General features: G+C 49.8%; 24 protein-coding genes. 10 read left to right on the top strand and 14 right to left on the bottom strand.

The genetic code is table 11. From position 1 onward, the window contains the following. Positions 1-12: 12 nt before the first annotated feature. Positions 13-1,545: an acyl-CoA carboxylase subunit beta gene (locus AC2D8L_RS00835; RefSeq protein ID WP_484683555.1), complete on the bottom strand. Its 1,533-nt coding sequence runs from the start codon at positions 1,543-1,545 to the stop codon at positions 13-15. A gap of 382 nt (positions 1,546-1,927) precedes the next feature. Here AC2D8L_RS00835 and AC2D8L_RS00830 point away from each other — a divergent pair, with 382 nt between their 5' ends. Next, positions 1,928-3,343: a helix-turn-helix domain-containing protein gene (locus tag AC2D8L_RS00830; protein WP_484683554.1), complete on the top strand. Its 1,416-nt coding sequence runs from the start codon at positions 1,928-1,930 to the stop codon at positions 3,341-3,343. Between the two features lie 59 nt (positions 3,344-3,402). Here AC2D8L_RS00830 and AC2D8L_RS00825 read toward each other — a convergent pair whose 3' ends face one another. From AC2D8L_RS00825 to AC2D8L_RS00800, 6 genes are all read right to left on the bottom strand, one after another. Continuing rightward, on the bottom strand, positions 3,403-3,672 hold the full coding sequence (locus tag AC2D8L_RS00825; protein WP_484683553.1) for a hypothetical protein: 270 nt from the start codon (positions 3,670-3,672) through the stop codon (positions 3,403-3,405). A gap of 41 nt (positions 3,673-3,713) precedes the next feature. Further along, complete coding sequence (locus tag AC2D8L_RS00820) at positions 3,714-4,388, bottom strand: PspA/IM30 family protein (RefSeq protein ID WP_484683552.1); 675 nt, start codon at positions 4,386-4,388, stop codon at positions 3,714-3,716. Positions 4,389-4,555: 167 nt separating this feature from the next. Then, entirely contained in the window at positions 4,556-5,155 is a 600-nt protein-coding gene (locus tag AC2D8L_RS00815; RefSeq protein WP_484683551.1) for a TetR/AcrR family transcriptional regulator, read from the bottom strand. A gap of 138 nt (positions 5,156-5,293) precedes the next feature. Further along, positions 5,294-5,713: a hypothetical protein gene (locus AC2D8L_RS00810; protein ID WP_484683550.1), complete on the bottom strand. Its 420-nt coding sequence runs from the start codon at positions 5,711-5,713 to the stop codon at positions 5,294-5,296. Positions 5,714-5,789: 76 nt separating this feature from the next. Further along, positions 5,790-6,002, bottom strand: a complete 213-nt coding sequence (locus AC2D8L_RS00805) for a hypothetical protein (RefSeq protein WP_484683549.1) — start codon at positions 6,000-6,002, stop codon at positions 5,790-5,792. 49 nt (positions 6,003-6,051) lie between these two features. Continuing rightward, positions 6,052-6,258, bottom strand: coding sequence for a hypothetical protein (locus tag AC2D8L_RS00800; protein WP_484683548.1), 207 nt, complete (start codon positions 6,256-6,258; stop codon positions 6,052-6,054). A gap of 200 nt (positions 6,259-6,458) precedes the next feature. Between AC2D8L_RS00800 and AC2D8L_RS00795 the strand changes: the two genes are divergently transcribed. Then, positions 6,459-7,115 (top strand): YitT family protein, encoded by a 657-nt coding sequence (locus tag AC2D8L_RS00795; RefSeq protein ID WP_484683547.1) that lies wholly within the window; start codon positions 6,459-6,461, stop codon positions 7,113-7,115. Between the two features lie 3 nt (positions 7,116-7,118). On the opposite strand, the gene AC2D8L_RS00790 is transcribed toward AC2D8L_RS00795, so the two are convergent. The 4 genes from AC2D8L_RS00790 to AC2D8L_RS00775 all read right to left on the bottom strand — a co-directional run bounded on the left by AC2D8L_RS00790 (position 7,119) and on the right by AC2D8L_RS00775 (position 12,183). Beyond that, a complete protein-coding gene (locus AC2D8L_RS00790) occupies positions 7,119-9,845 on the bottom strand; it encodes an ATP-binding protein (protein ID WP_484683546.1) in 2,727 nt (908 codons plus the stop codon). Next, positions 9,842-10,090: a hypothetical protein gene (locus AC2D8L_RS00785; protein WP_484683545.1), complete on the bottom strand. Its 249-nt coding sequence runs from the start codon at positions 10,088-10,090 to the stop codon at positions 9,842-9,844. Before AC2D8L_RS00785 ends, AC2D8L_RS00790 begins: the two co-directional genes overlap by 4 nt. Before the next feature lie 9 nt (positions 10,091-10,099). Further along, complete coding sequence (locus tag AC2D8L_RS00780) at positions 10,100-10,477, bottom strand: response regulator transcription factor (protein ID WP_484683544.1); 378 nt, start codon at positions 10,475-10,477, stop codon at positions 10,100-10,102. 68 nt (positions 10,478-10,545) lie between these two features. Next, positions 10,546-12,183, bottom strand: a complete 1,638-nt coding sequence (locus AC2D8L_RS00775; RefSeq protein ID WP_484683543.1) for a helix-turn-helix domain-containing protein — start codon at positions 12,181-12,183, stop codon at positions 10,546-10,548. Positions 12,184-12,386: 203 nt separating this feature from the next. On the opposite strand from AC2D8L_RS00775, the gene AC2D8L_RS00770 reads away from it, so the two are divergent. The 7 genes from AC2D8L_RS00770 (at position 12,387) to AC2D8L_RS00740 (ending at position 21,132) form a co-directional block, all read left to right on the top strand. Beyond that, the gene (locus tag AC2D8L_RS00770) at positions 12,387-13,742 is read left to right on the top strand and encodes a substrate-binding protein (protein WP_484683542.1); all 1,356 of its coding nucleotides are present in this window, start codon (positions 12,387-12,389) and stop codon (positions 13,740-13,742) included. A gap of 89 nt (positions 13,743-13,831) precedes the next feature. Further along, the gene (locus tag AC2D8L_RS00765) at positions 13,832-14,863 is read left to right on the top strand and encodes a branched-chain amino acid ABC transporter permease (RefSeq protein WP_484683541.1); all 1,032 of its coding nucleotides are present in this window, start codon (positions 13,832-13,834) and stop codon (positions 14,861-14,863) included. A gap of 3 nt (positions 14,864-14,866) precedes the next feature. Continuing rightward, positions 14,867-16,078 carry a branched-chain amino acid ABC transporter permease gene (locus tag AC2D8L_RS00760; protein ID WP_484683540.1) on the top strand — a complete coding sequence of 404 codons (1,212 nt, stop codon included), beginning with the start codon at positions 14,867-14,869 and terminating at the stop codon, positions 16,076-16,078. Between the two features lie 18 nt (positions 16,079-16,096). Next, a complete protein-coding gene (locus AC2D8L_RS00755) occupies positions 16,097-16,867 on the top strand; it encodes an ABC transporter ATP-binding protein (protein WP_484683539.1) in 771 nt (256 codons plus the stop codon). An 8-nt stretch (positions 16,868-16,875) separates the two neighbouring features. Next, entirely contained in the window at positions 16,876-17,631 is a 756-nt protein-coding gene (locus AC2D8L_RS00750; protein WP_484685132.1) for an ABC transporter ATP-binding protein, read from the top strand. Between the two features lie 127 nt (positions 17,632-17,758). Next, positions 17,759-19,699 carry an acetate--CoA ligase gene (gene acs / locus AC2D8L_RS00745; protein WP_484683538.1) on the top strand — a complete coding sequence of 647 codons (1,941 nt, stop codon included), beginning with the start codon at positions 17,759-17,761 and terminating at the stop codon, positions 19,697-19,699. A gap of 191 nt (positions 19,700-19,890) precedes the next feature. Further along, entirely contained in the window at positions 19,891-21,132 is a 1,242-nt protein-coding gene (locus AC2D8L_RS00740; RefSeq protein ID WP_484683537.1) for an MFS transporter, read from the top strand. Here the strand turns inward: AC2D8L_RS00740 and AC2D8L_RS00735 are convergent. The 3 genes from AC2D8L_RS00735 to hemN form a co-directional block, all read right to left on the bottom strand. Continuing rightward, the gene (locus tag AC2D8L_RS00735; protein ID WP_484683536.1) at positions 21,129-21,416 is read right to left on the bottom strand and encodes a GNAT family N-acetyltransferase; all 288 of its coding nucleotides are present in this window, start codon (positions 21,414-21,416) and stop codon (positions 21,129-21,131) included. The genes AC2D8L_RS00740 and AC2D8L_RS00735 overlap by 4 nt on opposite strands. Beyond that, complete coding sequence (locus AC2D8L_RS00730; RefSeq protein ID WP_484683535.1) at positions 21,416-22,048, bottom strand: CDGSH iron-sulfur domain-containing protein; 633 nt, start codon at positions 22,046-22,048, stop codon at positions 21,416-21,418. The genes AC2D8L_RS00735 and AC2D8L_RS00730 overlap by 1 nt, the downstream gene beginning before the upstream one ends. A 99-nt stretch (positions 22,049-22,147) precedes the next feature. Further along, positions 22,148-23,497 (bottom strand): oxygen-independent coproporphyrinogen III oxidase, encoded by a 1,350-nt coding sequence (gene hemN, locus AC2D8L_RS00725; RefSeq protein ID WP_484683534.1) that lies wholly within the window; start codon positions 23,495-23,497, stop codon positions 22,148-22,150. 143 nt (positions 23,498-23,640) lie between these two features. On the opposite strand from hemN, the gene AC2D8L_RS00720 reads away from it, so the two are divergent. Then, entirely contained in the window at positions 23,641-24,669 is a 1,029-nt protein-coding gene (locus AC2D8L_RS00720) for a dipeptidase (RefSeq protein ID WP_484683533.1), read from the top strand.

The following is a 24,669-nucleotide window of genomic DNA, read 5'->3' as shown; positions in this document are numbered from 1 at the left end:
TTGTTGTTCCCCCTACAACGGAATGTTGTCGTGCTTCTTCTTCGGCATCGACTGTTGTTTGTTCTTAAGCGTTTCAAATGCCCGCGCCACACGGCGTCTCGTATTATGCGGCATGATGACATCATCAATGAAACCACGCTCGGCGGCAACAAATGGATTGGCGAAGCGGTCTTCATAATCCTTTGTGCGTTTGGCTATTTTGTCGGCATCGCCCAACTCAGATCGATAAATGATTTCTGAAGCGCCTTTTGCGCCCATTACGGCGATTTCCGCCGACGGCCAAGCATAGTTCACGTCCGCGCGGATGTGCTTGGAAGCCATAACATCGTATGCACCACCATAAGCTTTGCGGGTGATCAGGGTTACTTTGGGCACAGTGGCCTCGGCATAGGCGAACAGAAGTTTGGCGCCATGTTTAATGATGCCGCCATACTCCTGCGCTGTCCCGGGGAGGAAGCCGGGAACGTCAACTAATGTCAGAATTGGGATATTGAACGCATCACAAAAGCGCACAAACCGCGCCGCCTTTTTCGATGAATTGATGTCTAAACACCCTGCAAGCACCATCGGCTGGTTAGCAACAACGCCGACAGATTGGCCATTCAACCGGATGAACCCAGTCAAAATGTTGGCCGCATGTTCGGCCTGGAGTTCTAAAAACTCGCCTTCATCGGCAATTTTTAGGATAACTTCTTTCATGTCATAGGGCTTGTTGGCACTATCAGGGATGATCGTATCAAGGCTCATGTCCGGACGGTCGATGACATCATTCACATCAACCTTTGGCGCCTTCTCATTTGCGTTGAGCGGCAAATAGTCGACCAAGCGGCGCACTTCCAGAAGCGTTTCAACATCATTATCAAATGCAGCGTCAGCAACAGAGGAAATCTTGGTGTGGGTTGATGCGCCACCCAACTCTTCTTGGGTCACTGTTTCGTTTGTGACGGTTTTCACAACGTCCGGGCCGGTCACAAACATATAGCTTGTGTCTTTCACCATATAGATGAAGTCCGTCATTGCAGGCGAGTAAACCGCGCCACCCGCACAGGGGCCCATAATCACTGAAATCTGCGGCACCGCGCCAGATGCCATTACATTGCGCAAAAACACATCGGCGTAACCACCAAGCGAAGCGACACCTTCCTGAATACGCGCGCCGCCACTATCGTTGAGGCCAATGATCGGCGCACCGTTTTGCACCGCCAATTCCATAACTTTGCAAATCTTTTTGGCGTGGGTTTCAGAAAGCGAACCACCAAAAACTGTGAAATCTTGTGAAAACACATAGACCATGCGGCCATTGATCGTGCCCCAACCGGTGACAACGCCATCCCCAGAGATGATGTTTTCTTCCATGCCGAAATCTGTGCAGCGATGGGTGACGAACATGTCGTATTCTTCAAAACTACCCGGATCGAGCAGCACCTCAAGCCGCTCACGGGCTGTCAGCTTGCCTTTTCCGTGTTGCGTATCGATCCGACGCTGACCACCACCAAGACGGGCATCGCCGCGTTTTTGTTCCAGCTGCTCAATAATTTCGTGCATCAAACGCCCCAACCATCCATTACCTTGTTGAAGGTAGCCTAGCTTTTGCAAGGCAACATGCGAAGGGCAAAAACAGTGTACAGGAACACGCTTTTCACATTGTTAATTGTAAACTTGTGGATTTTGTGAAACTCTAATCTCGCTCACGATGCTCGTCCGTCTTCGCGTGCCCGCACTGAGTGACTGAAGCGCACCAACCGGCGGGGGTGTCGGGGAAACGCCATGGGCGCGACGGCGGCAAGGAAAGAACAATCAATGGTGCCTCGCAAGACTTACGAGTTCTTGGCACCTAAACATAACTTGGGCGGCCAGCCCGAAACCTTTAGGTTTCGCGCCCGCGCAAGTTAGGCAGCAAAGCTGCCGCTCAACTGGGAGCGAAATAATGGCACAACGGAAAATCTTTGCAGGTGTAAAACTTCGGGCACTGCGCGAAAGCAACAAACTCACACAGGCCGAATTTGCCAACCGGCTCGATATTTCCACGAGTTATGTCAATCAGTTGGAAAATAACCAACGTCCGGTTACGGCATCGATCATGCTTGGGCTTGCTGAAACTTTCAATGTTGACGTCACCACCCTACTCGCAGACAAATCGGACCGACTAATTGTTGATCTCAAAGAAATTTTCGCAGATCCGATCTTCGCCGACATGCCCCCTGGTCTACAAGAGCTGAAGAACTTGGCCACCAACACCCCCGATGCTGCGCACGCGTTTTTACGGCTTTATGAAGCCTATCGAAAGTCCAACGAGCGCATGGCTGGTGTCGATGATGTGCTGATGCGCGAGCATTCTGGCAATCTGCAAACTTCATATGAAGAAGTGCGCGATTTCTTCCACTATGCAGACAATTATATCGACGAGCTGGACCGTGCCGCAGAAGAACTCTCCGCTGAAGCTGGATTAGATGACCACCAGAAACTGGAGCGTTTGGTTGCTTATTGCGCTGAAGTGCATGAATTGAGCGTTGAATTTGTGCTGCCCAACAAGCGCGACATGATCCGCCAATTCGATCGCACGCGCCGAACCATTCGTATAAACGCTTCACTTGAAAAACCAACTCAGTTTTTCCAACTGGCCAACCAGTTGGCATTGTTAGAACAGGTCAGCCTGATCAATTCGATTTTAGAGAAAGCAAACTTCAAGCGGGACGAAGCCCGCGCCATTTGCCGGATTGGTTTGGGCAACTATTTCGCTGGCGCATTGCAGATGCCTTATGCAGCCTTCCTGAAAGAAGCACAAATCGTGCGATATGATATTGAAGTGTTGGCCCAGCGATTTGGCGCGAGCTTAGAACAAGTCGCACACCGCCTATCAACGTTGCAACGCCCACAACATCGCGGCATTCCGTTTTTCTTTGCTAGGGTCGACCAAGCGGGCACCATCACGAAACGACACTCCGCAACCGCATTGCAATTCGCACGGTTCGGCGGCGCCTGCCCTCTGTGGAACGTACACCGGGCATTTGAATCGCCAACTGAAATCATCCGCCAACGTGCCGAAACACCCGACGGCAAACGCTATTTATGCTTGGCGTGGATAAACGAAAAAAGCGCAGGTGGTTTTCGCCAACCTACGCGACGATACGCGTATGCATTGGGGTGCGAAATCACCCATGCCGATCAGCTTATTTATTCAGAAGATTTGGACATTTCCGAAACTGCAGCGTTCGACCCAATCGGCATTTCATGCCGCATCTGCGAACGCCGCAACTGCACCCAACGTTCCGTGCCGCCCATCGCAGCGGAGATATCCATTTCACCTGACGAGCGGAGCGTGGTGCCGTACGATATTGTTTAAAAAAATGGCCCCACACAGATTGTGTGAGGCCAATAATTCGAGCGACGCAGCAGTGCCGTCTATTCGTCGCTTACGACATAGTCTTTGAGCAGCTTTTCATTCTTGGCATTTTCAAGCTTCTCGACAATTTCAGCTGAACGGCGTTGATCGAAACGATATTTCACCAAATTAAGTAGACAGATCATCAACATTGCCAACCCCATGACCCAATAACCTTTGGTGGCAATATCAACGTCGATAATCCAGATGGAGATACCCAGCAACGCAAGTGCTGTCATAACGCCGATGCCATTGACCATGATGTAGATTGAGTTGTCATCTTTTTGCATTTCAAATTTCCTCTAAAGTATATTGCGGATGTGTTCTAGATTTACTGCTGTTTAAGACGGGTTAACACGTCACTGGCATCGACCTTGGTTTTGTCGCCAAAGCCAGCGGCGGCCAACCGGTCGCCAACGTCAGATTTTGTAAGCCCCGCATCGATTTGATCCAAGATCTCTGCTTCTTCAAATGGGTCTGAACTTTGGTTCACCCGCTCGATAAGCTCCTCTGCCTCATTGATCGCGCTAACATTGCCAAGACTACGGTTTAGTGATTTCTGCGCCCGTTTATCGGCCTCGATTGCCCGAGCGCCAACAAGGCCCTGTTTCAAGTCAACAATACGTCGGTGCGCCTTTTCAACTGAACTTTGTGTACGTTCGATGCGATGCTCCAACTCGTCCAATGTGGTTTGACGAACTGCACTTTCATTTTCAATTTCCGCAATAGCTTGCGCTGCTTCATGTGCAAGCTGGTCCTTGCCCGCTTCTAAAGCAAGCCGAGCACGTTTTTCAATATCTGCACTGCGTCCACGAAGATTGCTTAGCATTTTGGCTTCGCTTTTCTTGCGGAGAATGAGAGACGCCAATGTCGCTTTCGCGCCGCTTAACCCAGCCTCAGCTTCGCGCACCTTCTGCTCAATAAGTTCAACTGCATATTGATCAATGATTTTGTCTTCAGCTTTAGCGCTAAAACTATTCAACAATGTACCAAGTAAGTTTTTCATCAGTCTTTCCTTTATTTTGAACGCTGTTCATAATTTCAACATACAGGATTTTGAACGCCGTTCAACAATAAAATTGAACGCTGTTCAGAAAAATCACCATTTTTGTCGCTAGTAGCTCGATATATATTTTATTTACAATGAGTTAGGTGAAGTAATTATTTTCAGAATTATTTGGATTTATACGCCAAAAGATGGATATCGACCAACTCATGAGCAATTTTGCCAATGTCATGGTTCATGATCAATTCCATCCGGCCTGAATTTTCCAGTGAAGAAACGCTGTGTACACTCGCGAACAAAAGTCGGCTGGCTTTTTGCGCTTCATCAAGTGGCAGGTTTGGACGCACAGCGACAAAGCATTGGGTGAGAATTTGAATAAGCCCATCAATTTTGGCCACATACCAATCCGGCACGTCTGCCCCGGGCGAACGGCGAAATTCAAACAATGCGTTCCAAAGGTTTTTGTGGTCTTTAACATAGGCCAAGAAAATATCGGCATAAGCATGAAGGGTTTCCTCTCCCGCTTCTTTACCACCCGCAGCCGCAAATGCCACTGCAAGTCCATTGAGCGTTTCCACGTTGACCGCCGTAACAATCGCGTCCAAGTCCGCAAAATGATGATAGAGCGTGCCGGGCGCATAGCCGATTGACTTGGACAGTGCCCGGGCCGATAGCTTTTCTATCCCGTTTTCGACAATGATCTTGCTCGCCGACTTAACAATAAGTGCGCCAAGTTCTTCCTTGGTATGATCTGCGCGTCTGGCCATGCCTCACCTCTTTTGAACAACGTTCAATTACGCCCTCGAAAGCGAGATGACAAGCAATTCTTAAAAACACAGATCATCACGCACCATGATTTTGGGATAACCTTGAGGCAAAATCTACACTTGGTTTGGACGATGTCTCTATTGAACGGACAATGTTGATTGACGGTTGACTTGCTTTGCACCCCAAAGATGCAACATGCCGATAGCGATATCAGCAACACCAGCCAAAGTCATGATTGGCATATTTGCTGTTAACCCAAACCAGATCATGGTTGGGCCATAGACCATTCTCAGACAACCTTCAAACACACCAATTTCAAGTGAAGGGTTTCGCCAACGCCAGATGCCCCATGCAATGACTAAGAGACCAAGCAACTGTATGGCAAGAAGTGAAAAGGGTTCAGTGACGGCAATCGCGTTGCCGCCCATGAGTTGATTTACAGCGTCATATGTTGAGAGTTGTTGCGCATTGGCAATCGGAATTGCAAACAAGCCAAGACCGACAAAGTCGTAAACGCAAAAGCCTCGGATGATTTTTTTGTAAGTATCGCTGTGCATTCCACTGCTCCAATTTAGAATATGGAGCAGCTCTAGCTATTTCATAAGATCAAAACAATTCCGCTGCAGGGAATGCTTAGGCCTCTTTGTCGACTACCCAACCGGTGCCGTCGCGCTCTGGGGTCTTCACCTCTTGGCGCTGCTCAGTCTGCAGATCGACATCTTGTTTTTTGGAAGCTTGTACGTCTTCCACTTTATCTTGATTGCGTACCGCTTCTGTTTGTTCAGGGCGGACAGGATCTGGGCGCGCAAATTGTGCAGGCGCGCTAACGCTTGAAATTGAACTCATAATTGAAACTCCGGTGAAAACTCACACTCGTCAATTCGAAAGAGTGCTACTAAACTTTTTTGTCGGCCAAATTACCAATATTGCCTGTTTGAGCGAAATGAAGCTCATCAAGTGCGGACATAAAGTCGGCAAATGAAGCCGATTTCCGCTTGGGCGCTTTTGGTTGTGTCTTTTTTACTGTCGATGCCATGCTGTTTTCAAAGAACTCAAAAACACCAAATGGTTCGCGGCTATCTGCCTCAATAAAATTACTCATTTTCCTACTCCCACTTAGAATACGATCCCAAGGTAGCAGGCGCAAAATAAGGTCACGTTAGAATATCGATTAAAATTTTATCTAATCCTGGCCGTGCCCCATAGCACCCAAAATTTCAGCGCGTAAGCAGCACGACTTGCCAAAGTCGGCCATTCCCGATAGCCCTTGAAACGCGAGGCGAAGCAAATTGGAAATGGCACATGATTGATCCACAAAAGGGCGTTCAACATAAATGGCATGAAGACCTACTCGCCATCATCACCGGCACATCAATGGTGGCACTTGGGGTCACCATGTATAAACATACATTGTTGGGCACCGGTGGGATAAACGGTTTGGCGCTATTGTTGGACTACGTAACGCCGCTTGGTTTCGGCTTGTTGTTTTTCGTGCTCAACCTGCCCTTTTATTGGCTAGCTTGGAAACGCCTGGGCGCCAGCTATACAATTAAAACCTTCGCCGCCATTGCCCTTGTTTCGCTGCTCGCCCAACTAACACCGAGTTGGGTTATTTTTGACCAACTCAATCCATATTTCGCGACAATTGCCGGCGGTATGATCATCGGGACGGGGTTGCTGATATTATTCCGCCACAATGCAGGTCTTGGCGGCGTGAACATCCTCGCGGTCTATTTGCAGGACCGGTACGGCATTCGAGCTGGTTATTTCCAAATGGGCGTCGACATGGCGATTTTGGTCTGCGCGTTTTTTGTACTTCCCGTGGACAAGGTCTTATTGTCGATTGTTGGGGCACTCATCCTCAACCTCGTTATCGCGATGAACTTTCGACCCGGGCGCTATGTTGGGTTTTCGGGCGCATTCATGGCCGAAAAGCAGAGTAAGAAAAACGAGCGGTAAGCTTTACTGAGCTGCTTTTATCGCTGCGTCTGACATGGGTAACGTCACCCGAAAGCATGCACCCGTGCCATTGCCTTTTACCAGATCAATCTTGCCATTCATGTGGTTTAGGATTTGTGAACTAATGGCTAATCCTAAGCCCGATCCCGTTTGCACATCTGAAACGCCACGATAACCGCGCGAGAATTTGTTGAATATGCGCTTCTTATCCTTGGGCGCGATCCCGGGACCATTGTCCTGAAACTCCAAAATAAACCGACGCCCAATCCGTTTCATATTCACTTGGACAAATGGATTTTCATTGTCGTTATATTTCACCGCGTTAGACATCAAGTTGATAAAGACCTGACAAAGCCGGTCGCTATTTCCATGAACAATCGGTGTGCCCTCCACGTCCGCTTTGCGGATATCAATGCCAGATGATTTTGCCAGCGGCTCGCAAACCAGAGCGGCCCTGTTCAACACTTTTAGAACATCGACGGGCTCATTCTTCCAACTCTTTTCACCGCGCTCCAGCGCACTCAAATCCAAAATTTCATCCAACAACAAAGTAAGCCGCAGGCTCTCCGTATGGATGGTGGATAAGAAACGTTTTCGCTCTTCATCAGTAACCCCTTCAGGGTCCAACAATATTTCAGTGAATGAACGAATTGAGGTCATAGGCGTGCGTACTTCGTGGCTGACCTGACTTAAGAACTCATCCTTCTCCTGATCCAGTTCACGCAATTTCTCGTTGGCATGCTGAAGCTTTTCGGCTGTTAAGCGAAGTTCTTCAGATTTTTGCTCCAGCTGTTGCGAGTACTCGATGACTTGCTGGGTTTCGTCAGCGATCTGCATCACCTCCTGCAGTGAAATATTGTCGCCCGAAACCACTTGCGACAACATCACGTGAGCTGACGCCGCGCCGATTGAGCCGGCAAGTTCTTTCTCCAAATGCGCAATAAAATCAGGCGTTGGTTCGAACTGCGCCCGACTGCCGGGCTCCCGCTTTAAATAGCCGTCAAAAATCGCGGTCGCCCGCTCAGCACCCAAAACACGTTGGGCGACGAAAAACAAATCGTTTGCAGCTGCCGACGAGCGCATGAACCTTGTTTCAGTCCCTGGCAGCCTCCGAAACGCGTCGACAAACAGCGTACTCTGAATGCGTTCAAGTGCTGATTGGTTTGTGGCCAACGAAACAAAAATCATCAACGCAGAATTGGCGAGAAGGCTCCAGAAGACCGAGTGAACAAGTGGATCGATATTCTCAAGTCCGAACAGCGCTTCGGGACGCAGGAACTGAATTCCAAATGGACCATGCGCCACCAACGCGGCAACCCATCCCCCCGTTTCGACGAAACTGGGTAGAAACAGCGTATAGGCCCAAAAAGCGAAACCAACAGCAAGGCCTACGCCGGCGCCCTTCGCCGTGGCGTCCCGCCAATAAAGCGCCGCAACAATTGCGGGCAAAAATTGGGCAACCCCAGCAAACGAAATCAAACCGATCCGCGCGAGGGCACCCGAGCCATTTGTCAGCCAGAAATACAAGAACCCAAGGGCCAAAATTGCACAAATCGAAACACGACGACTTGTGAGCAACAGATTGGTGACCCCCTGCCCGTCACCTGAATCTGACAGCCACGGCGTGCGCAGTGCGATGGGCATAATAATATGATTGGATACCATGATCGAAAGGGCGATTGAGGCAATAATGATCATCGATGTCGCAGAGGAAAATCCGCCAATAAATGCAAACAGCGCCAACAATTCCTGATCGTGCGCCAACGGAAGCGTAAGAACAAACATGTCCGGGTCAGTTCCGGCGGGCAGGAGATTCATACCTACGATTGCAATTGGCAAAGTGAAAACACTCATCCCCAACAGATAAAGCGGAAACGCCCAGCTGGCGGTGCGAAGGTGGTTCTCATCCGAGTTCTCAACAACCGTAATTTGGAACTGCCGGGGCAGACAGATAATCGCAGATGCGGACAACACGAGAATGGTGACCCAGCGCGTCCCAAACCCACCATTGTCATATAGCTGAATGCCAGCGCTTTCGGCTTTGGCAAAGATCTCGCCAAACCCACCGCCAATGCCAAACACCACAAAAATGCCGACGGACATGAGCGCCACGAGTTTCACAATCGCTTCAAAAGCAATCGCGGCGACAACACCATGATGCTGCTCTTTCGCATCAACATTTCGCGTACCAAACAGAATGGTGAAAAGCGCCATCCCCGCCGCTACACCAAGAGCCAAACGATTGTCGTCAGCACGGTCGCCGACGCTGGCGACTAGACTGTCAGATGAAATTACGAACAGGCTGGTGGTGATCGCTTTAAGCTGCAGGGCGATATAAGGCGTCGTGCCGATAACCGCGATCAAAGTCACCAAAATCGCCAAGCGGTTGCTCTTGCCAAACCGAGAGGAAATCAGATCGGCAACCGACGTAATACGTTGATTGCGGCCAATGCGAACTAACTTTCTCAAACCAAACCACCAGCCAACAAAAACCAGTGTTGGGCCCAAATAGATGGCGAAAAACTCTAGTCCGCTGCGCGCCGCCGAGCCAACCGCGCCATAAAATGTCCAACTGGTACAATATACGGAAATCGCCAATGTATAGACCAAAGGTGAACGCAAAAAGTGTGCGCGGTCGCCCTTTGCCCAACGTTCGGAAAAGTATGCCAACGCAAAAAGCAACACGACATAGCCAACCGAAATCAGGATAACGACATTGGCTGAAATCATGGGCTTTCATCCCCATGACTTGGATTTTCTACACCCTCTTTTTGCGCTTTAGGCAAAAACCGGGTGAGGTTTAGTGAGGCAAAAATGAGGAACAACCAGGTGGAAAATAAATAGGCCACAATCAACGGAATACCAAAGACATTGGCATTCTTATCGAACATCAAAACGATTGGCGGCATGATGAGAAACACACCAACAACGGGTAGAAAAAATGCAAAACCTTCACTGCGTTTTCTCTCAGCCATAATTTATGATCAAGCGGTTGCCTGCTCCATCAATTGGCGCACAGCATCCACCACTTCGCTGTTGGCATAAGGCTTGGTGACAAAACCATTTGCACCCAAATCTTGGGCGATTTTGCGGTCTTGCGGTTGGCCCTTCGCCGTTAACATCAAAATGGGCAAGTTTTTGGTGCTGGGCTGCCCGCGCAATTGCTTGAGCACCTCAAAGCCAGATTTCTTAGGCAGCATCACATCCAACACCAAAACGGTCGGCGTCAATTCGCCGACGGCGGTAATCGCAGATTCACCATCAGTGACCGCGCTGATCCGCCAACCAGCCCGTTTAAGGATAAAATCCAGCGAATCAAGGATGCTTGGTTCATCCTCGACAATCAGTACGTCTACAGACACAAATGTTCCTCCCCCTATGGCGAAATCAGCCCTCCCGCCGAAACAACCAAGGTTATAAGTTGGTCACTTTATTCATTTTTTGCCTCGTCGCCAACATCGAACAATCCTGACACAAGTGGCGCCCGGACTGTATGACGTGAATCAACCCCGGCCAGCACTTCTTCTTGACGGTGCGCACAATCGCGACGAATACACATGTGGCAGGTTGGCCCCACCGGTACATCCAGCGCGCTGTTGTCTAACTGAAGGCCCTCCCCATAAACCGTTTTATCTGCATGCAAAACATCGCAGGCCAACATCACCGATGTATATAGTGGCGTTTGACTGTAAGCGGCAGCCCGTTTGGCCGTGGACTTTGCCAAAAACAAATATCGCGACCCGTCTGGATAAGTCACCAACTGGCTAACCACGTCATTCGGCCGCCTGAACGCGCCATAGATCGCCCATAATGGACAGGCATGCCCAGCGTTGGGCAGTTGAAGCCCGGGCAATGGAAACTGCTTGGTCAAACGCCCGGCCGGGTCTGATCGCAAAAATCCAAACGGAATACCTTCTCGACTCGGGGCCCGAAGCGTTACAAGCCGATGAGCAACTTGTTCAAAGCTGGCAGTGTATTTTTGCCCGAGAAAATCAAGGTCATATTTGTTGCTCTCAGCATCAGACAAAAACTGGTCATATGGTAAGCTGATCGAGCCAGCCAAATAGGAACCAAGTGCCCGATAGGCCAAACGACGCGATGTTTGCGACGTCAGCCGTCGGTCATCCACCAATTGCAGCAAGACATCCATGCCGGACATTTCAGCAAATAACCGGGACAGTTGAAACTGTCGACTGGCCATTGTGCAACTACCGCGAAACCACATAAGTTTCTCAGCCTGATCATAATGATATTGCCCGACCGTCGCTTGCAGCCGGTCATCGCGTTGACCGGAACGTTCAACCCGAACCGCAAATTTGTCCTCCAATGCTGCCTCAAGGCTGACTTCTCCAAATGTTCCAAATTCAAGAACCTGTTCGCGCAGTTTGGAACCAAGCTCTTCAAGTGCGGGGAAATAGTTCTTTTCATCATTTATGAGATCATCCACTTCCCGCATTGGGCTGACGGAATGATGTTCAACCGCATCACGATCAAATTCACCTATCAGGGTTTGAGCAACGTCTGAAAGCGTTCGGCTATCGCGGGAAACTGACGCATGAAACCGGCGTTGTTGATCGGGTTCTAAATCCGGAACATCTTCCAAAATCTCGGCCGCTGAGCGAACCGCAGTAATTTGCGAAAGCATTTGGTGCAATAGTTGGGACAGCAATGGATCAGATTGCAGCCTATTGGACATCGCTTTGACATCCGCCCGCGCGTCCAAATAGCCACGATAAATACGAAACAATGCTGCCCCCGCATCCGGGTTGGTTGCCACCAAATTGCGGGCATCTTCCGGCCCCAATTTTAACGATTCGAGCATCGGGTCTGCGAACACTTCTTCAATGTCATTGATCAGCCGTTGCTCATGTTCCCCCGTTAACAGATCCAACTCAACATTCAAATGCGCGGCAATCCGCTGCAACAACACCCCACCAACTTCGCGCTTGTTCGCTTCAATCAAATTCAAATAGGACGGAGAAATCCCCACCATTTTTGCAAATCCAGATTGCGAGAAATCAAGTGATTTCCTCAAGTTGCGAATTTTCAACCCAACCGGCGAACGCATTTTTTGTCTCCATATTTCAACACCGATGAATATAGCTGGTGTAAATATTTTTACAAACTTTACTTTCTTAAAGGTCAACTATTTACAAAATAATCATTATATTACAATGGATTATTGCATTGATTTTCATATCCCCTCTAGAATGACCGGGATGAGACGCATCGCCATTATCGATGCCCATCAACCTATAAAGGAGGAGAATAATGAGCGAACGCAAGGGCGGCCCAAGCCGCCGTAAAGTTCTTAAGGGCGCTGCAGCCGGTTTCATCGGCGCGGGACTAACGCCAACAATATTTTCAAGTGGTTTTGCCCAGGAATATCGTAATCAGCCCACTGGCGGTTCAGTGACATTTGGCTTTAACGTTCCTCAAACCGGTCCATATGCGGACGAAGGTTTGGACGAACTAAAGGCGCAAGAACTAGCCGTTCAGCATTTGAATGGCGAAGGTGATGGCGGCATGTTGAACACCTTCAGCTCAAAGGCACTGCGCGGCAACGGCGTGCTGGGCAAAAAGGTTGAGTTTGTAACAGGCAACACAAACACCAACTCTGATACAGGTCGTGCCTCAGCAAAAGCGATGATCGAAAAAGATGGCGCTATCATGATCAATGGCGGTTCATCATCTGGTGTTGCGGTCGCTGTACAAAGCTTATGCCAAGATGCAGGCGTGATTTTCATGGCCGGCCTTACCCACTCAAATGACACAACAGGTAAAGACAAAAAAGCGAATGGTTTCCGCCATTTCTTCAACGCCTATATGTCCGGCGTGGCATTGGCCCCTGTTCTGAAGTCTGAATATGGAACTGATCGTCGCGCGTATCACCTTTCCATGGATTACACATGGGGTTGGACACAGCAGGCATCGCTGAAACAATCGACAGAGGGTATTGGTTGGGACACGGTCAACACCGTTCTCACGCCAACAACCACGCAAGATTTCTCGGCCTACTTGACCCCAATTCTCAATTCAGGCGCGGATACACTGATCTTGAATCAATATGGTGGTGCGATGGTAAACTCGCTCACCCAAGCAATCCAGTTTGGATTGCGGGATAAAGTGGTCAACGGGAAGCAATTTGAAATTGTCGTACCACTTTATTCTGAGCTTATGGCTGGCGGTGCTGGCGAAAACATCAAAGGTGTGTTCGGCTCCATGAACTGGAACTGGCAGCTTCAAGATGCTGGAACAAAAGCATTCGTGAAGTCATTTGGTGAAAAGTATGGTCGTCCACCATCAAACTCTGCCCACACTTGTTACGTGCAGACACTGCTATATGCGGATGCATGTGAGCGTGCGGGAACATTCAACCCTTGCGGCGTAGCAGCTGCGCTAGAGGGCTTTGAGTTTGACGGACTGGGCAACGGCCCAACGCTTTACCGTGCCGACGATCACCAATGTTTCAAAGACGTGTTGGTTATGAAGGGTAAAGACAACCCAACCAACGAGTTCGATCTTTTGGACATTGTTGAAGTTACACCACGTGAAAAAGTGGAATACGCACCGGATCACGAAATGTTCGCTGGTGGCGCTTTGGGTACATGTAACCCCGGCGCATAAAACAAAAGGTCCAACCGCGCATCTCCCATTGTGCGGTTGGACTTATTTGAAAACAAATTCAAATTGGTCGCATACCTGAGGTAAACCCCATGGACGCAATAATTCTCCAAACGTTAAATGGCTTGGACAAAGGATCCGCTTACGCGTTGATCGCCCTTGGGTTAACGTTGATTTTCGGCACGCTTGGCGTTGTCAATTTTGCCCACGGCACCCTTTTTATGATTGGCGCTTTTTGCGCTGTGGTCGTCCGGCAAATCTTAAACCTGTCCTACGAACAGATTGATCCTGAAAAGCTCGACTTTTTGGGCAACCCGTTAAAAATCAAAACGCCATATGTTGAAAGTTTCTTCGGCCCCGAAATGGGCGCGGCGATCATTGACTGGTCGGTCCCGCTCGCCATCATATTTGCGATACCCGTTATGATTGCAGTTGGCGTTCTTATTGAACGCGGGCTGATCAAACATTTCTACAATCGTCCCCATGCAGACCAAATCTTGGTGACATTTGGACTGGCCATTGTTTTGCAAGAAATTGTCAAAACATTCTTTGGCGCCAATCCAATTTCTCAGCCAGCCCCGGATGTATTTGCGGGCGCTCTCGATTTCGGCGTGCTCATTGGGTTCGACCCATTTGTTATCGTCTACCCCTATTGGCGATTGATCTACTTCCTATTTGCTGGCGTGATCATCAGCGCCATCTTCGCGTTCTTGCGCTACACCACATTTGGCATGGTCGTCCGCGCTGGCATGGCCGACCGTGAAACGGTAGGCCTGCTCGGCATTGATATTGATCGCAAATTTACCGCAATGTTTGGTATCGCCGCGACCGTCGCGGGTTTGGCTGGCGTCATGTACGCACCCATCAACGCGCCCAACTATCATATGGGCATGGATTTCCTTGTTCTAAGTTTTGTGGTCGTGGTCGTTGGGGGCATGGGTTCCTTGTCCGGCGCCGTGTTGGCCGGTTTCTTGCTGGGAATTGTCGAGAGTTTTGCATCGATGAACTGGGTGAAAGACATCATACCGGGCATTGATCAGATCATCATTTATCTTATCGCCATCATCGTTCTTCTGGTTCTGCCAAGGGGTTTGATGGGACGCAAAGGCGTGATGGAGGAGTAAATTATGCTTGGATTAAACAAAATAGACACCCGATTTTTACTGCTCGTCATTTGCCTGACACTGGCAACACCAATTCTGTTGCAACCATTTCCGGAGACCTCTCCGTTGGCTCAGTTCAATGGCGGTTATCCTGATTTAATGCAGCGCTTTGCGATCTTCGGTATCTTCGCGATTGGCTTCAACATCTTGTTTGGCCTAACAGGCTATCTAAGCTTTGGCCATGCTGCATTCCTTGGCGTGGGTTCTTATTCTACGGTTTGGATGTTCAAACTGTTGTCCATGAATGTGCTACCAGGTCTCGTTCTTGCGGTGATCACATCAGGTATTTTGGCTTTGATCATCGGATACATCTCGCTCAAACGTTCAGGCATTTATTTCTCAATTTTGACTCTCGCTTTCGCGCAGATGTCATATAACCTCGCTTACTCCGTGTTCACGCCCATCACGAATGGTGAAACAGGACTGCAAGTGACATTGAGCGACCGTCGTGTTTTGGGACAACAAGTTGCAGAAAATGGCAATGTGCCAGCAACAAACTTTTTCGGCCTTGATATGAGCAGCTCTTACCAACTGCATTTGGCCGACTGGGTGTTCACCTTCAATTTCGGCTATTACTTTTGTGCCTTCATCGCCATCCTCGCATTCTATCTCAGCATGCGCATTTTCCGGTCGCCCTTCGGCATGATGCTTAGAGCAATCAAATCGAACCAAACGCGGATGAACTATACTGGCTTCAACACAAAGCCATACACACTCGCGGCCTTCGTCATTTCCGGCATGTATGCTGGCCTTGCGGGTGGTTTATTGGCTTCAATGGACCCTCTTGCTGGCGCGGAGCGTATGCAATGGACCGCATCGGGTGAAGTTGTCCTGATGACAATTCTTGGCGGCGCGGGAACTTTGATGGGCCCAATAATTGGCGCGGGATTCATCAAATATTTCGAGAACATTTTCTCATCATTCAACGAGCATGTTTTGCACAATATATTTGCATTTCTGCCTGACGGGATTGAAGACTTTGTCGTCAGCGTTACATCGCTTTTTGTCGGCGAAGGCTGGCACCTCACCCTTGGTCTTGTGTTCGTCTTGGTCGTGACATTCCTGCCCGGCGGCATGATGGAAGGGTTTAAGCGCATATCAAACCTGTTCAACAATAGCGGTGGCGATAAGGCCAAGCCCAAAGATCAAGCCCCAGCTCCAGCACCTGCTGAATAGTCTTGAAAGGACATTGAAATGACGACAGACAACGAGAATATTGTTCTGCATGTCGCAGATGTGCACAAGACATTTGGCGGCCTGCACGCCCTCAGCGATATTGACCTGCAAATCGAAGAGGGCAAAACCCACGCAATTATCGGACCTAACGGCGCGGGGAAATCAACTCTACTTAATGTTGTGGTCGGTAGGCTGGCCCCAACGCGCGGCGCGGTGGTGTTTAATGGTGAAGTTCTAACGGGCAAACAACCGCATGAAATTAATCAGGCGGGCGTTGCACGGGTATTCCAAACACCAGAAATCTTCCCGGACCTCACGGTATTGCAAAACGTGATGGCACCTGCATTTGCACGGCGTGACGGTTCATTTACGTTGAATTTCCTTTCTTCTTTGGACAATGAAGAAGAAATTCGAGCAGAGGCAGAACGCATGCTTGAAGATGTCGGCATGACCGCCAGCAAGGATATGCTGGCCGCCTCTCTTTCACGTGGGGACAAGCGGCGCATGGAATTGGCCATGTGCCTTATTCAGCACCCCAGCTTGTTACTATTGGATGAGCCAACTGCTGGCATGTCGCGACACGATACCAACACCACAATTGACTTGCTTAAGAAGATCAAAGAACGTGGGATGACAAAGGTCATCATTGAACACGACATGCATGTTGTATTTTCGTTGGCCGACAAAATCTCGGTTTTGGCCGGTGGCCGCATCATCGCCGAGGGAACACCAGAGGAAGTGCGCAATAACCCGAAAGTGCAAGAAGCATATCTTGGGGGAGCACACTAATGAACGCTATGACAACTGAAACTGAAATCACGCTGAACGCAGCCGCGACTGAGAATGAACGTCCGTTTTTTTCTGTCTCTGATGTGCATGCCTATTATGGTGAAAGTTACATCGTTCAGGGCATTTCCATGGACTTGCCCAAAGGTGAGATCATGGCCCTTTTAGGTCGCAACGGCGCCGGCAAAACATCAGCGCTGCGTACCTTTGCCCGTACTGATAATCCCCAACTCACCCAAGGTGAAGTGTGGCTAGACGGCCAACCATTGCACCAAATGCGCGCGCACGAAGCTGCGTTGGCTGGATTGCAATTGGTGCCAGAAGATCGGCGTATCATCCAAGGCCTAACCGTGGAGGAGAACCTCACCCTCGCCCAGGTTGCCGAAGGCCATGGATGGGCAATTGAACAAGTTTACGAACGTTTTCCGCGCCTTGCCGAACGCCGCACACAGGAAGGCGTGACCCTTTCTGGCGGCGAACAGCAAATGCTGGCCATTGGCCGTGCGTTGGTGCGGGATGTCAAACTCTTGCTGCTGGATGAGCCCTATGAAGGGCTAGCCCCAGTCATTGTGCAAGAGATTGAAAAGATCCTGATGGAGATCAAGGAAATCGGGATCACAACCATTATCGTTGAGCAAAATGCGGTTGCCGCACTTCGCCTCGCCGATAAAGCAGTTATCCTAGACACCGGCGAGGTTGCCTTCACCGGCTCCGCGCAAGAGGTCTTGGATAACGAGGAACTACGTCACGAATATCTCGCGATTTAGTTTTTAGGGCTTCCACCCAATTGGGTTTTAGCCCAAAGACCGGGCACGGTAGGGACCGGCCATTGAACATTGACGTTTTGATAAAGCACCGCCAGCATGAAATGTGCAGGCGAGCAGGAGAAGAACTATGTCCGGTAAAACCTACCCCGTTCCCGCCGATTGGGCACAAAATGCGTTGATTGACGCGGCCCAATATCAATCCATGTATGAGCGTTCCATCAATCATCCAGACGGGTTTTGGGCAGAACAAGCAAAGCGATTGGACTGGACAAAAGAGCCGACAATCATCAAGAACACGAGCTTTGACCCGGTGTCGATCAAATGGTTTGAGGATGGCGAGTTAAACGTCGCCTACAATTGTATAGATCGACATCTAAAAGAAAATGGCGACCGTGTTGCTCTCCTTTGGGAACCTGATCACCCGGATCAAACGGATCTTGCCATCACCTATAACCAGCTTCACGAACGCGTTTGCCGTTTCGCAAATGTCTTGAAATCCTTAGGCGTTACAAAAGGCGATCGTGTCACCATTTATCTCCCGATGATCCCTGAGATTACATACGCCATGCTCGCTTGTGCGCGGATTGGCGCTGCACACTCTGTTGTATTTGCAGGCTTCTCGCCTGAAGCACTCGCTGGTCGCATCAATGATTGCGACAGCACTATAGTCATCACCGCAGACGAAGGTCGTCGCGGTGGCAAAACCATTCCGCTCAAAAAGAATGTCGATGACGCGATGCCACATGCCCTAGGCGTGCAAAAAGTGCTGGTTGTTGAACATACTGGCACCGATATCACCATGAAGGGCGGGCGCGACGTTTGGTGGCATGAAGCAGCGGCAGGCGTCGACGAATTTTGTGACTGCGAGCCGATGAATGCCGAAGATCCGCTATTCATCCTTTATACGTCCGGATCAACAGGTCAGCCCAAGGGCGTGGTGCATACAACTGGCGGGTATCTTACTTACATCACCTTCGCTATGCGCGCCGTATTCAACTACGAAGACGGCGATGTATTCTGGTGCGGCGCGGACTTGGGATGGATTACCGGACACAGTTTCACGCTCTATGCGCCATTGTCGAACGGGGCGACCTCCGTCATGTTTGAGGGCGTACCAAACTTCCCAGATTGCTCGCGGTTCTGGCAGATCATCGACAAATATCAAGTCAATCAGTTCTACACCGCCCCAACGGCCATCCGCGCATTGATGGGCGCAGGTGACGAATTTGTCACCAAAACGGATCGCTCATCGCTCAAACTATTGGGTACTGCCGGTGAACCCATCAACCCAGAAGCATGGGAATGGTATTACCATGTTGTTGGCGAAGGAAAATGTCCAATCGTTGATACATGGTGGCAAACAGAAACTGGCGGTTGCATGATGACCCCATTGCCCGGCGCTCATGGCTTAAAACCGGGTGCAGCCACCTCACCATTCTTTGGCATCAAACCTGAACTGGTCGACAACGACGGCAACGTGCTGGAAGGCGCGGCGGAAGGCAATCTGTGCATTCTAGACAGTTGGCCCGCCCAAGCCCGCACCATCTATGGTGATCACCAACGGTTCGTCGACACCTATTTCACCACCTACAAGGGCAAATATTTCACGTCTGATGGCTGCAAACGCGATGAAGACGGGGCCTATTGGATCACAGGCCGTGTCGATGATGTATTGAACGTTTCTGGCCACCGCATGGGCACCGCCGAAGTAGAAAGCGCGTTGGTCGCTCATGACCAAGTGTCAGAAGCTGCCGTTGTCGGCTATCCGCACGACATTAAGGGCCAAGGCATTTATGTCTATGTCACCTTGATGGCGGGCAATGAGCCTAGTGATGATTTACTCAAAGAATTGCGGGCATGGGTGCGCAAGGAAATTGGGCCAATCGCAACACCAGACCTCATCCAATTCGCGCCAGACTTGCCCAAAACCCGATCCGGCAAAATCATGCGACGTATCCTTAGGAAAATAGCTGAGGATGAATTCTCAAATTTAGGCGACATATCAACGCTTGCCGATCCCTCTGTGGTCGAAAAGCTCATCCAAAATCGCCAAAACAGATCGGCTTAGACCTGTCCCCACAACTTCTAAGCCGTAATTTGGGGTGCCTTTAGTCGGGCACCCCTAATTTTTTGGCGACACCAAATGTTGCATTTAGGGCGCATATTCCGCACAAACATCAACATCGCTTGATCATCTATTGAGTAAAACGGGCAGTTGTAGCAACAATCAGGCCCGCCCATCCATATGGTCTTCGCCCCATGTCCGACGCACAAAACCAGTCATTGTTGAAGCATTCAGATTTTCTAAAACTCTGGGCCGCGCAAATTGGCAGCGCATTCGGCTCGCGTATCACCCGCACCGTATTGCCAATGATCGCCATTCTAACAATCGACGCGACGGCCAATGAAATTGCAATTCTGTCTGCGCTTAGTTTTGCACCTGGTATTTTTGTGGCTTTTTTTGCAGGCGGACATATTGATCGCAATAAAAAGAGACCTCTTCTTATTGCCACCGACCTCATTCGCGCAGGCCTAATCTTCAGCGTTCCAATCGCCGCACATTTTTCTGCAATTTCGATCATGCAACTCTATATCGTTGCGACAGTCGTTGGCGCAGCAACCGCCATTTTCCAAATCGCTGACAATGCCTACCTGCCCCGGCTCGTGAGCAAAGATCAATTGGTTGACGCCAACTCAAAACTGGAAGCAACGGACGCTGTTGCAGAGGCATCTGGTCCCGGCATTGCTGGACTTCTGGTTTCGGTTTTAACAGCACCAGTAGCCATGATTTTTGATGCGGTGACCTATTTATGGTCCGCACTGATGTTGTCGCTGATCAAGAAATCGGAGCCGGAACCAACGGGAAAGTCTAAAGACGATAGCTTGTTACGCGATGCGCTATCGGGCTTTAACGCCTGTATCAAACATCCAATGATTGGCCCCATTTTGGCCGCTGATACATTGATGACATTGGCTAGTGGCATTTACTTCGCGCTCTATATGATTGTTGCCCTGCGCACTTTGGCGCTCGATCCTTTCACCGTGGGCATCATAATATCTTTAGGAGGAATTTCTGGGTTCTTTGGCGCACTGGCAGCAAAGCCTGCAGCGGAAAAATTTGGGCTGCGCAACACGATCATAATTACGATGATTTTTGGCCAGTTGGCGAATTTTGGCATCCCCCTCGCCGCCACATTCCCTCAATATGGCGTTGCATTTCTGTCCTTTCAGCAGTTTGCCAGCGATTTCTTCATGACCATTTTTATCATTCAATCCCTGAGCTTGCGACAACGCGAAATGCCCTCACATATTTTGGCGCGAGCCAACGCAACATTCCAACTTACCACTGGTATCGTCATACCCATAAGCGCACTACTTGCGGGGCCGATTTCGATGTGGATCGGCATTCCAAATACGCTCTGGATAGCAGCAATTGGCGCAATGTTCGCCTTGCCAATTCTTCTGCGCATAAAAACACCGTCGGCCGACACAGTGACCTAATTCATCACGTCGGACCATGCTGGATGTCGCAGATATTGCGCTTTAACAAACGGGCAAATTGGAATGATCTTAGTACCGCTTTGTCGCGCGTCGGCAATCAGATATTCAACCAGCGCTTTGCCAACGCCTTGCCCTTTTAGCGCCTCTGGCACACCAGTATGGTCAGCAATGATGGAATGGGGGCTCATGCGCGAATAGGTCAATTCTGCTTCCACCCCATCCACAACGGTAAAATAACGGCCCCGTGTGGGGCCGTCCTGCTTTTCAATTTTAATGTCGGTCACTAGTCGGCCTCAAACCCAATAGCCTTATGGCTGCCATCACAAAATGGCTTGTTTTTTGACGCGCCGCACCGGCACATTGCAAAGCGTTTTCCGGTGGTGATTTTGCGACCCGATCCAGCAACGATTTCTAAGTTACCCGAAACCATCAACGGACCATCTTTAATGGCCTTAATCGCTAGCTCACCATCACGTGCTTCCAGCGCAACTGGATCTTCTTTTGGTGCAACGTCACTGGTCGCGGCGAAATCATCATCAAGGTGTGAATTATCACAGAACGGTTTGTTCTTTGACTTGCCGCAACGGCAAAGGACCGCACGAACAGCCGGCTCTTGTCCGTCAACTAACAAGTCGCCTCGGTATTCCACAGGACCATTTTCCCACAAACGAGCAGTGTTTACGCGTGGTGCGGTTTCCTCATCTGATCCGTCTTTGAGTTGATAGGTCAATGCGCCAGATGGGCATTCTCGAACCAATCGCGCCAGATCTTGCGCTGGCGCATTGGCCGGAAATATCCATTGCCCCTTCGCACCGGGATTAAACACCTCCGGTAACCCCAACACACAACGACGCGCATGGATGCATTTCTTGCCATCAAATGACACCGCAATTTTGTCGGATTCAACGGTCCCCATTTCACTCCCCCTTAAGATCGATGCCGAATTGTCGAGCATTGTTGCTGCCTAAGGAGATAAGTGCAAGTTAGCGACCTTCACGATATTGTGCATTGACCACTAAACGGCTTTTGAGTGTCGCGCCGCCCCCTGGCCAAAATATGCGTCGAACTTCGCAGCGATTGCCCGAACGAACAATTTGCCCTGTTCGGTCAGCGCGAATTGTTCTTCATCATTGTTGATCAAACCATCTTTGTCGGCCGCAGCAGCGTAATTTGCTTCATCCAAAATTGGCAAGGCACGTTCGCCGAATTTCGACTCCAAGTCAGCTTTACTGAATGCAAAATCACACATGAGTTTTTCGATGACCCAGCCGCGGGCTCGGTCGGTGTTTGAAAGTTCGAACCCCTTTGCAATCGCCAACTCACCCCGGTCAATCGCGGCTTGATATTGCCCTGTTGCGACAATGTTTTGCACATAGCCCGCTTTGGTTTGTCCAATAGCAGACCCGCCGAACCCAATAAGGGCATCCGAATTATCAACTGTGTAACCTTGGAAGTTGCGGCGCAACGTGCCATCTGCTGCGGCCATGGCCATGCTGTCTGTCGGCAACGCAAAGTGATCAAATCCAATGCGCTCATAACCAGCCGTCGCCAATCGATCACCCGCGGCAACAGCATGTTCAAACCGTTCGATGGTGCCCGGCAGTGCATCCTCTTCAATCAGTTTTTGATGGCTCTTCATCCATGGCACATGGGCATACCCGAACAGAGCAATTCGATCCGGTTTGAGCGAAATTGTTTTCTCAACCGTATCCATCAATCGTTCGGTTGTTTGGTATGGCAAGCCGTAAAGCACATCGAGATTGACCGATTTCACCCCCGCTGAGCGCAACGTTTGAACAACATCCCGCGTTAGCTCAAAGCTCTGCGGTCGATTAATCGCTTCTTGCACTTTTTCACTAAAATCCTGCACACCGATGCTGGCGCGGGTGATGCCAAAATCCACCATGCCTTGCACTTTTTCAGGTGTCACGTCACTGGGGTCGATCTCGATGGAAATTTCGGCATCTTTGGCAAATGTAAACGCCGAGCGCAGCTTTTGCCCTAACGTTTGAAAGTCCTTGCGCTCCAAAAGTGTCGGCGAACCGCCACCTAAATGCACGCCGGTTACCACTGAGCCCGGCTTTACCCTGGTAGCGACCATATCGATTTCTTTATATACCCGCTCCAAATAGGCTTTGACCGGCGCATATTTAAGCGTTTGCTTTGTGTTGCATCCGCAAAACCAACATAAGCGATCACAAAACGGGATATGCACGTATAGGGACAAACGGTCCCCCTCGCCTAGCGCTTTAATCCACGTTTCATAGACTGAATTATCAACATCTGTTGTGAAGTGCGGCGCTGTTGGATAACTGGTGTAACGCGGCACTGGTGCTGCGTATTTTTCAATTGTTTCTTGATGCATTTTTATCCCCATATCTGAGGAGGCAGCATATGGAAATGGTGGACATACACCTTGATCGAAATCAAAACCCGTAACACGCTGGCAAACAGTTCACAGCCATGCCACTATTAGCGCAAATCACTTCTCTTGCCGTTCTGGAAAATATGACACAAAAACAAATACAGCCGATTTTCGATGGCCATAATGACATTCTGCTCAAGCTTCTTGAAGAACGCGCAGACGAGCCCGTACAGTCTTTTTTTGAACCCCATGAAGGCCAGCATATTGATCTGCAATCTGCCCAAAAAGGCGGATTTGTGGGTGGCCTTTTCGCCATGTTTATTCCGCCTGAAGATCGTAAATCTTTTCGCAAAACGCCGAGCCAAACCTTTGCTCGCGACTATACGATGAACATGATCACGCTGCTGCGCGACATTGCAGCGGCATCCGATGACCAAGTGGAAATCTGCCGTTCTGTTGGCGATATTCGCAACGCAGTTGCGGCGGGTCGAATGGCGCCGGTCCTTCATATTGAAGGGGCTGAGGCGATATTGCCGGACCTATCGAACCTTGAAGCCTTTTACGCCGAAGGACTACGTTCAATCGGTCCCGTATGGAGCCGTTCCAACGCCTTCGCCCATGGCGTACCATTCAAATTCCCTGCATCACCTGATACCGGGCCAGGTCTCACCAATGATGGCATCGAGTTGATCAAGGCGTGTAATCAAATGGGCATTGCCATTGACCTTTCTCATATGAACGAGAAGGGTTTTTGGGATGTCGCCAGACACAGCAACAAACCGTTGATTGCCAGCCATTCAAACGTCCACGCTTTGTGTCAAACAACAAGAAACCTAACCGACGATCAGCTCAAAGCGGTCAAAGACAGCAATGGCCTTGTCGGCCTAAATTTCGCTGTTGGTTTCCTGCGTAAAGACGGCAAGCAAGACCCGAACGTGCCGCTTTCAACCTGCATCGATCATGTCAACTATATGGTCGACATGATGGGCATCGACAATGTTGGTTTAGGTTCAGATTATGATGGGGCCCCACCACCACTAGAAATCAACAATGCAGGGAAACTTCCCGCATTAGTTTCCGCTTTGTCGGACGCAGGATATGACGATGATGCCGTCAACAAGATCTGCTTTGAAAACTGGATGCGGGTTTTGCAAGAAACTTGGGGCGAATAA

It is taken from the genome of Maritalea sp. YIW29, from assembly GCF_057219265.1.
Note: the sequence above shows the minus strand (reverse complement) of the source record. Positions and strands in the feature narration are given on the sequence as shown.

What these genes read in the sequence shown, in the direction of transcription:
- AC2D8L_RS00835 (WP_484683555.1), bottom strand. Translation starts at nt 1,545, where the DNA reads ATGCACGAAATTATTGAGCAGCTGGAACAAAAACGCGGCGATGCCCGT.
- AC2D8L_RS00830 (WP_484683554.1), top strand. Translation starts at nt 1,928, where the DNA reads ATGGCACAACGGAAAATCTTTGCAGGTGTAAAACTTCGGGCACTGCGC.
- AC2D8L_RS00825 (WP_484683553.1), bottom strand. Translation starts at nt 3,672, where the DNA reads ATGCAAAAAGATGACAACTCAATCTACATCATGGTCAATGGCATCGGC.
- AC2D8L_RS00820 (WP_484683552.1), bottom strand. Translation starts at nt 4,388, where the DNA reads ATGAAAAACTTACTTGGTACATTGTTGAATAGTTTTAGCGCTAAAGCT.
- AC2D8L_RS00815 (WP_484683551.1), bottom strand. Translation starts at nt 5,155, where the DNA reads ATGGCCAGACGCGCAGATCATACCAAGGAAGAACTTGGCGCACTTATT.
- AC2D8L_RS00810 (WP_484683550.1), bottom strand. Translation starts at nt 5,713, where the DNA reads ATGCACAGCGATACTTACAAAAAAATCATCCGAGGCTTTTGCGTTTAC.
- AC2D8L_RS00805 (WP_484683549.1), bottom strand. Translation starts at nt 6,002, where the DNA reads ATGAGTTCAATTTCAAGCGTTAGCGCGCCTGCACAATTTGCGCGCCCA.
- AC2D8L_RS00800 (WP_484683548.1), bottom strand. Translation starts at nt 6,258, where the DNA reads ATGAGTAATTTTATTGAGGCAGATAGCCGCGAACCATTTGGTGTTTTT.
- AC2D8L_RS00795 (WP_484683547.1), top strand. Translation starts at nt 6,459, where the DNA reads ATGATTGATCCACAAAAGGGCGTTCAACATAAATGGCATGAAGACCTA.
- AC2D8L_RS00790 (WP_484683546.1), bottom strand. Translation starts at nt 9,845, where the DNA reads ATGATTTCAGCCAATGTCGTTATCCTGATTTCGGTTGGCTATGTCGTG.
- AC2D8L_RS00785 (WP_484683545.1), bottom strand. Translation starts at nt 10,090, where the DNA reads ATGGCTGAGAGAAAACGCAGTGAAGGTTTTGCATTTTTTCTACCCGTT.
- AC2D8L_RS00775 (WP_484683543.1), bottom strand. Translation starts at nt 12,183, where the DNA reads ATGCGTTCGCCGGTTGGGTTGAAAATTCGCAACTTGAGGAAATCACTT.
- AC2D8L_RS00770 (WP_484683542.1), top strand. Translation starts at nt 12,387, where the DNA reads ATGAGCGAACGCAAGGGCGGCCCAAGCCGCCGTAAAGTTCTTAAGGGC.
- AC2D8L_RS00765 (WP_484683541.1), top strand. Translation starts at nt 13,832, where the DNA reads ATGGACGCAATAATTCTCCAAACGTTAAATGGCTTGGACAAAGGATCC.
- AC2D8L_RS00760 (WP_484683540.1), top strand. Translation starts at nt 14,867, where the DNA reads ATGCTTGGATTAAACAAAATAGACACCCGATTTTTACTGCTCGTCATT.
- AC2D8L_RS00755 (WP_484683539.1), top strand. Translation starts at nt 16,097, where the DNA reads ATGACGACAGACAACGAGAATATTGTTCTGCATGTCGCAGATGTGCAC.
- AC2D8L_RS00750 (WP_484685132.1), top strand. Translation starts at nt 16,876, where the DNA reads ATGACAACTGAAACTGAAATCACGCTGAACGCAGCCGCGACTGAGAAT.
- acs (WP_484683538.1), top strand. Translation starts at nt 17,759, where the DNA reads ATGTCCGGTAAAACCTACCCCGTTCCCGCCGATTGGGCACAAAATGCG.
- AC2D8L_RS00740 (WP_484683537.1), top strand. Translation starts at nt 19,891, where the DNA reads ATGTCCGACGCACAAAACCAGTCATTGTTGAAGCATTCAGATTTTCTA.
- AC2D8L_RS00730 (WP_484683535.1), bottom strand. Translation starts at nt 22,048, where the DNA reads ATGGGGACCGTTGAATCCGACAAAATTGCGGTGTCATTTGATGGCAAG.
- hemN (WP_484683534.1), bottom strand. Translation starts at nt 23,497, where the DNA reads ATGCATCAAGAAACAATTGAAAAATACGCAGCACCAGTGCCGCGTTAC.
- AC2D8L_RS00720 (WP_484683533.1), top strand. Translation starts at nt 23,641, where the DNA reads ATGACACAAAAACAAATACAGCCGATTTTCGATGGCCATAATGACATT.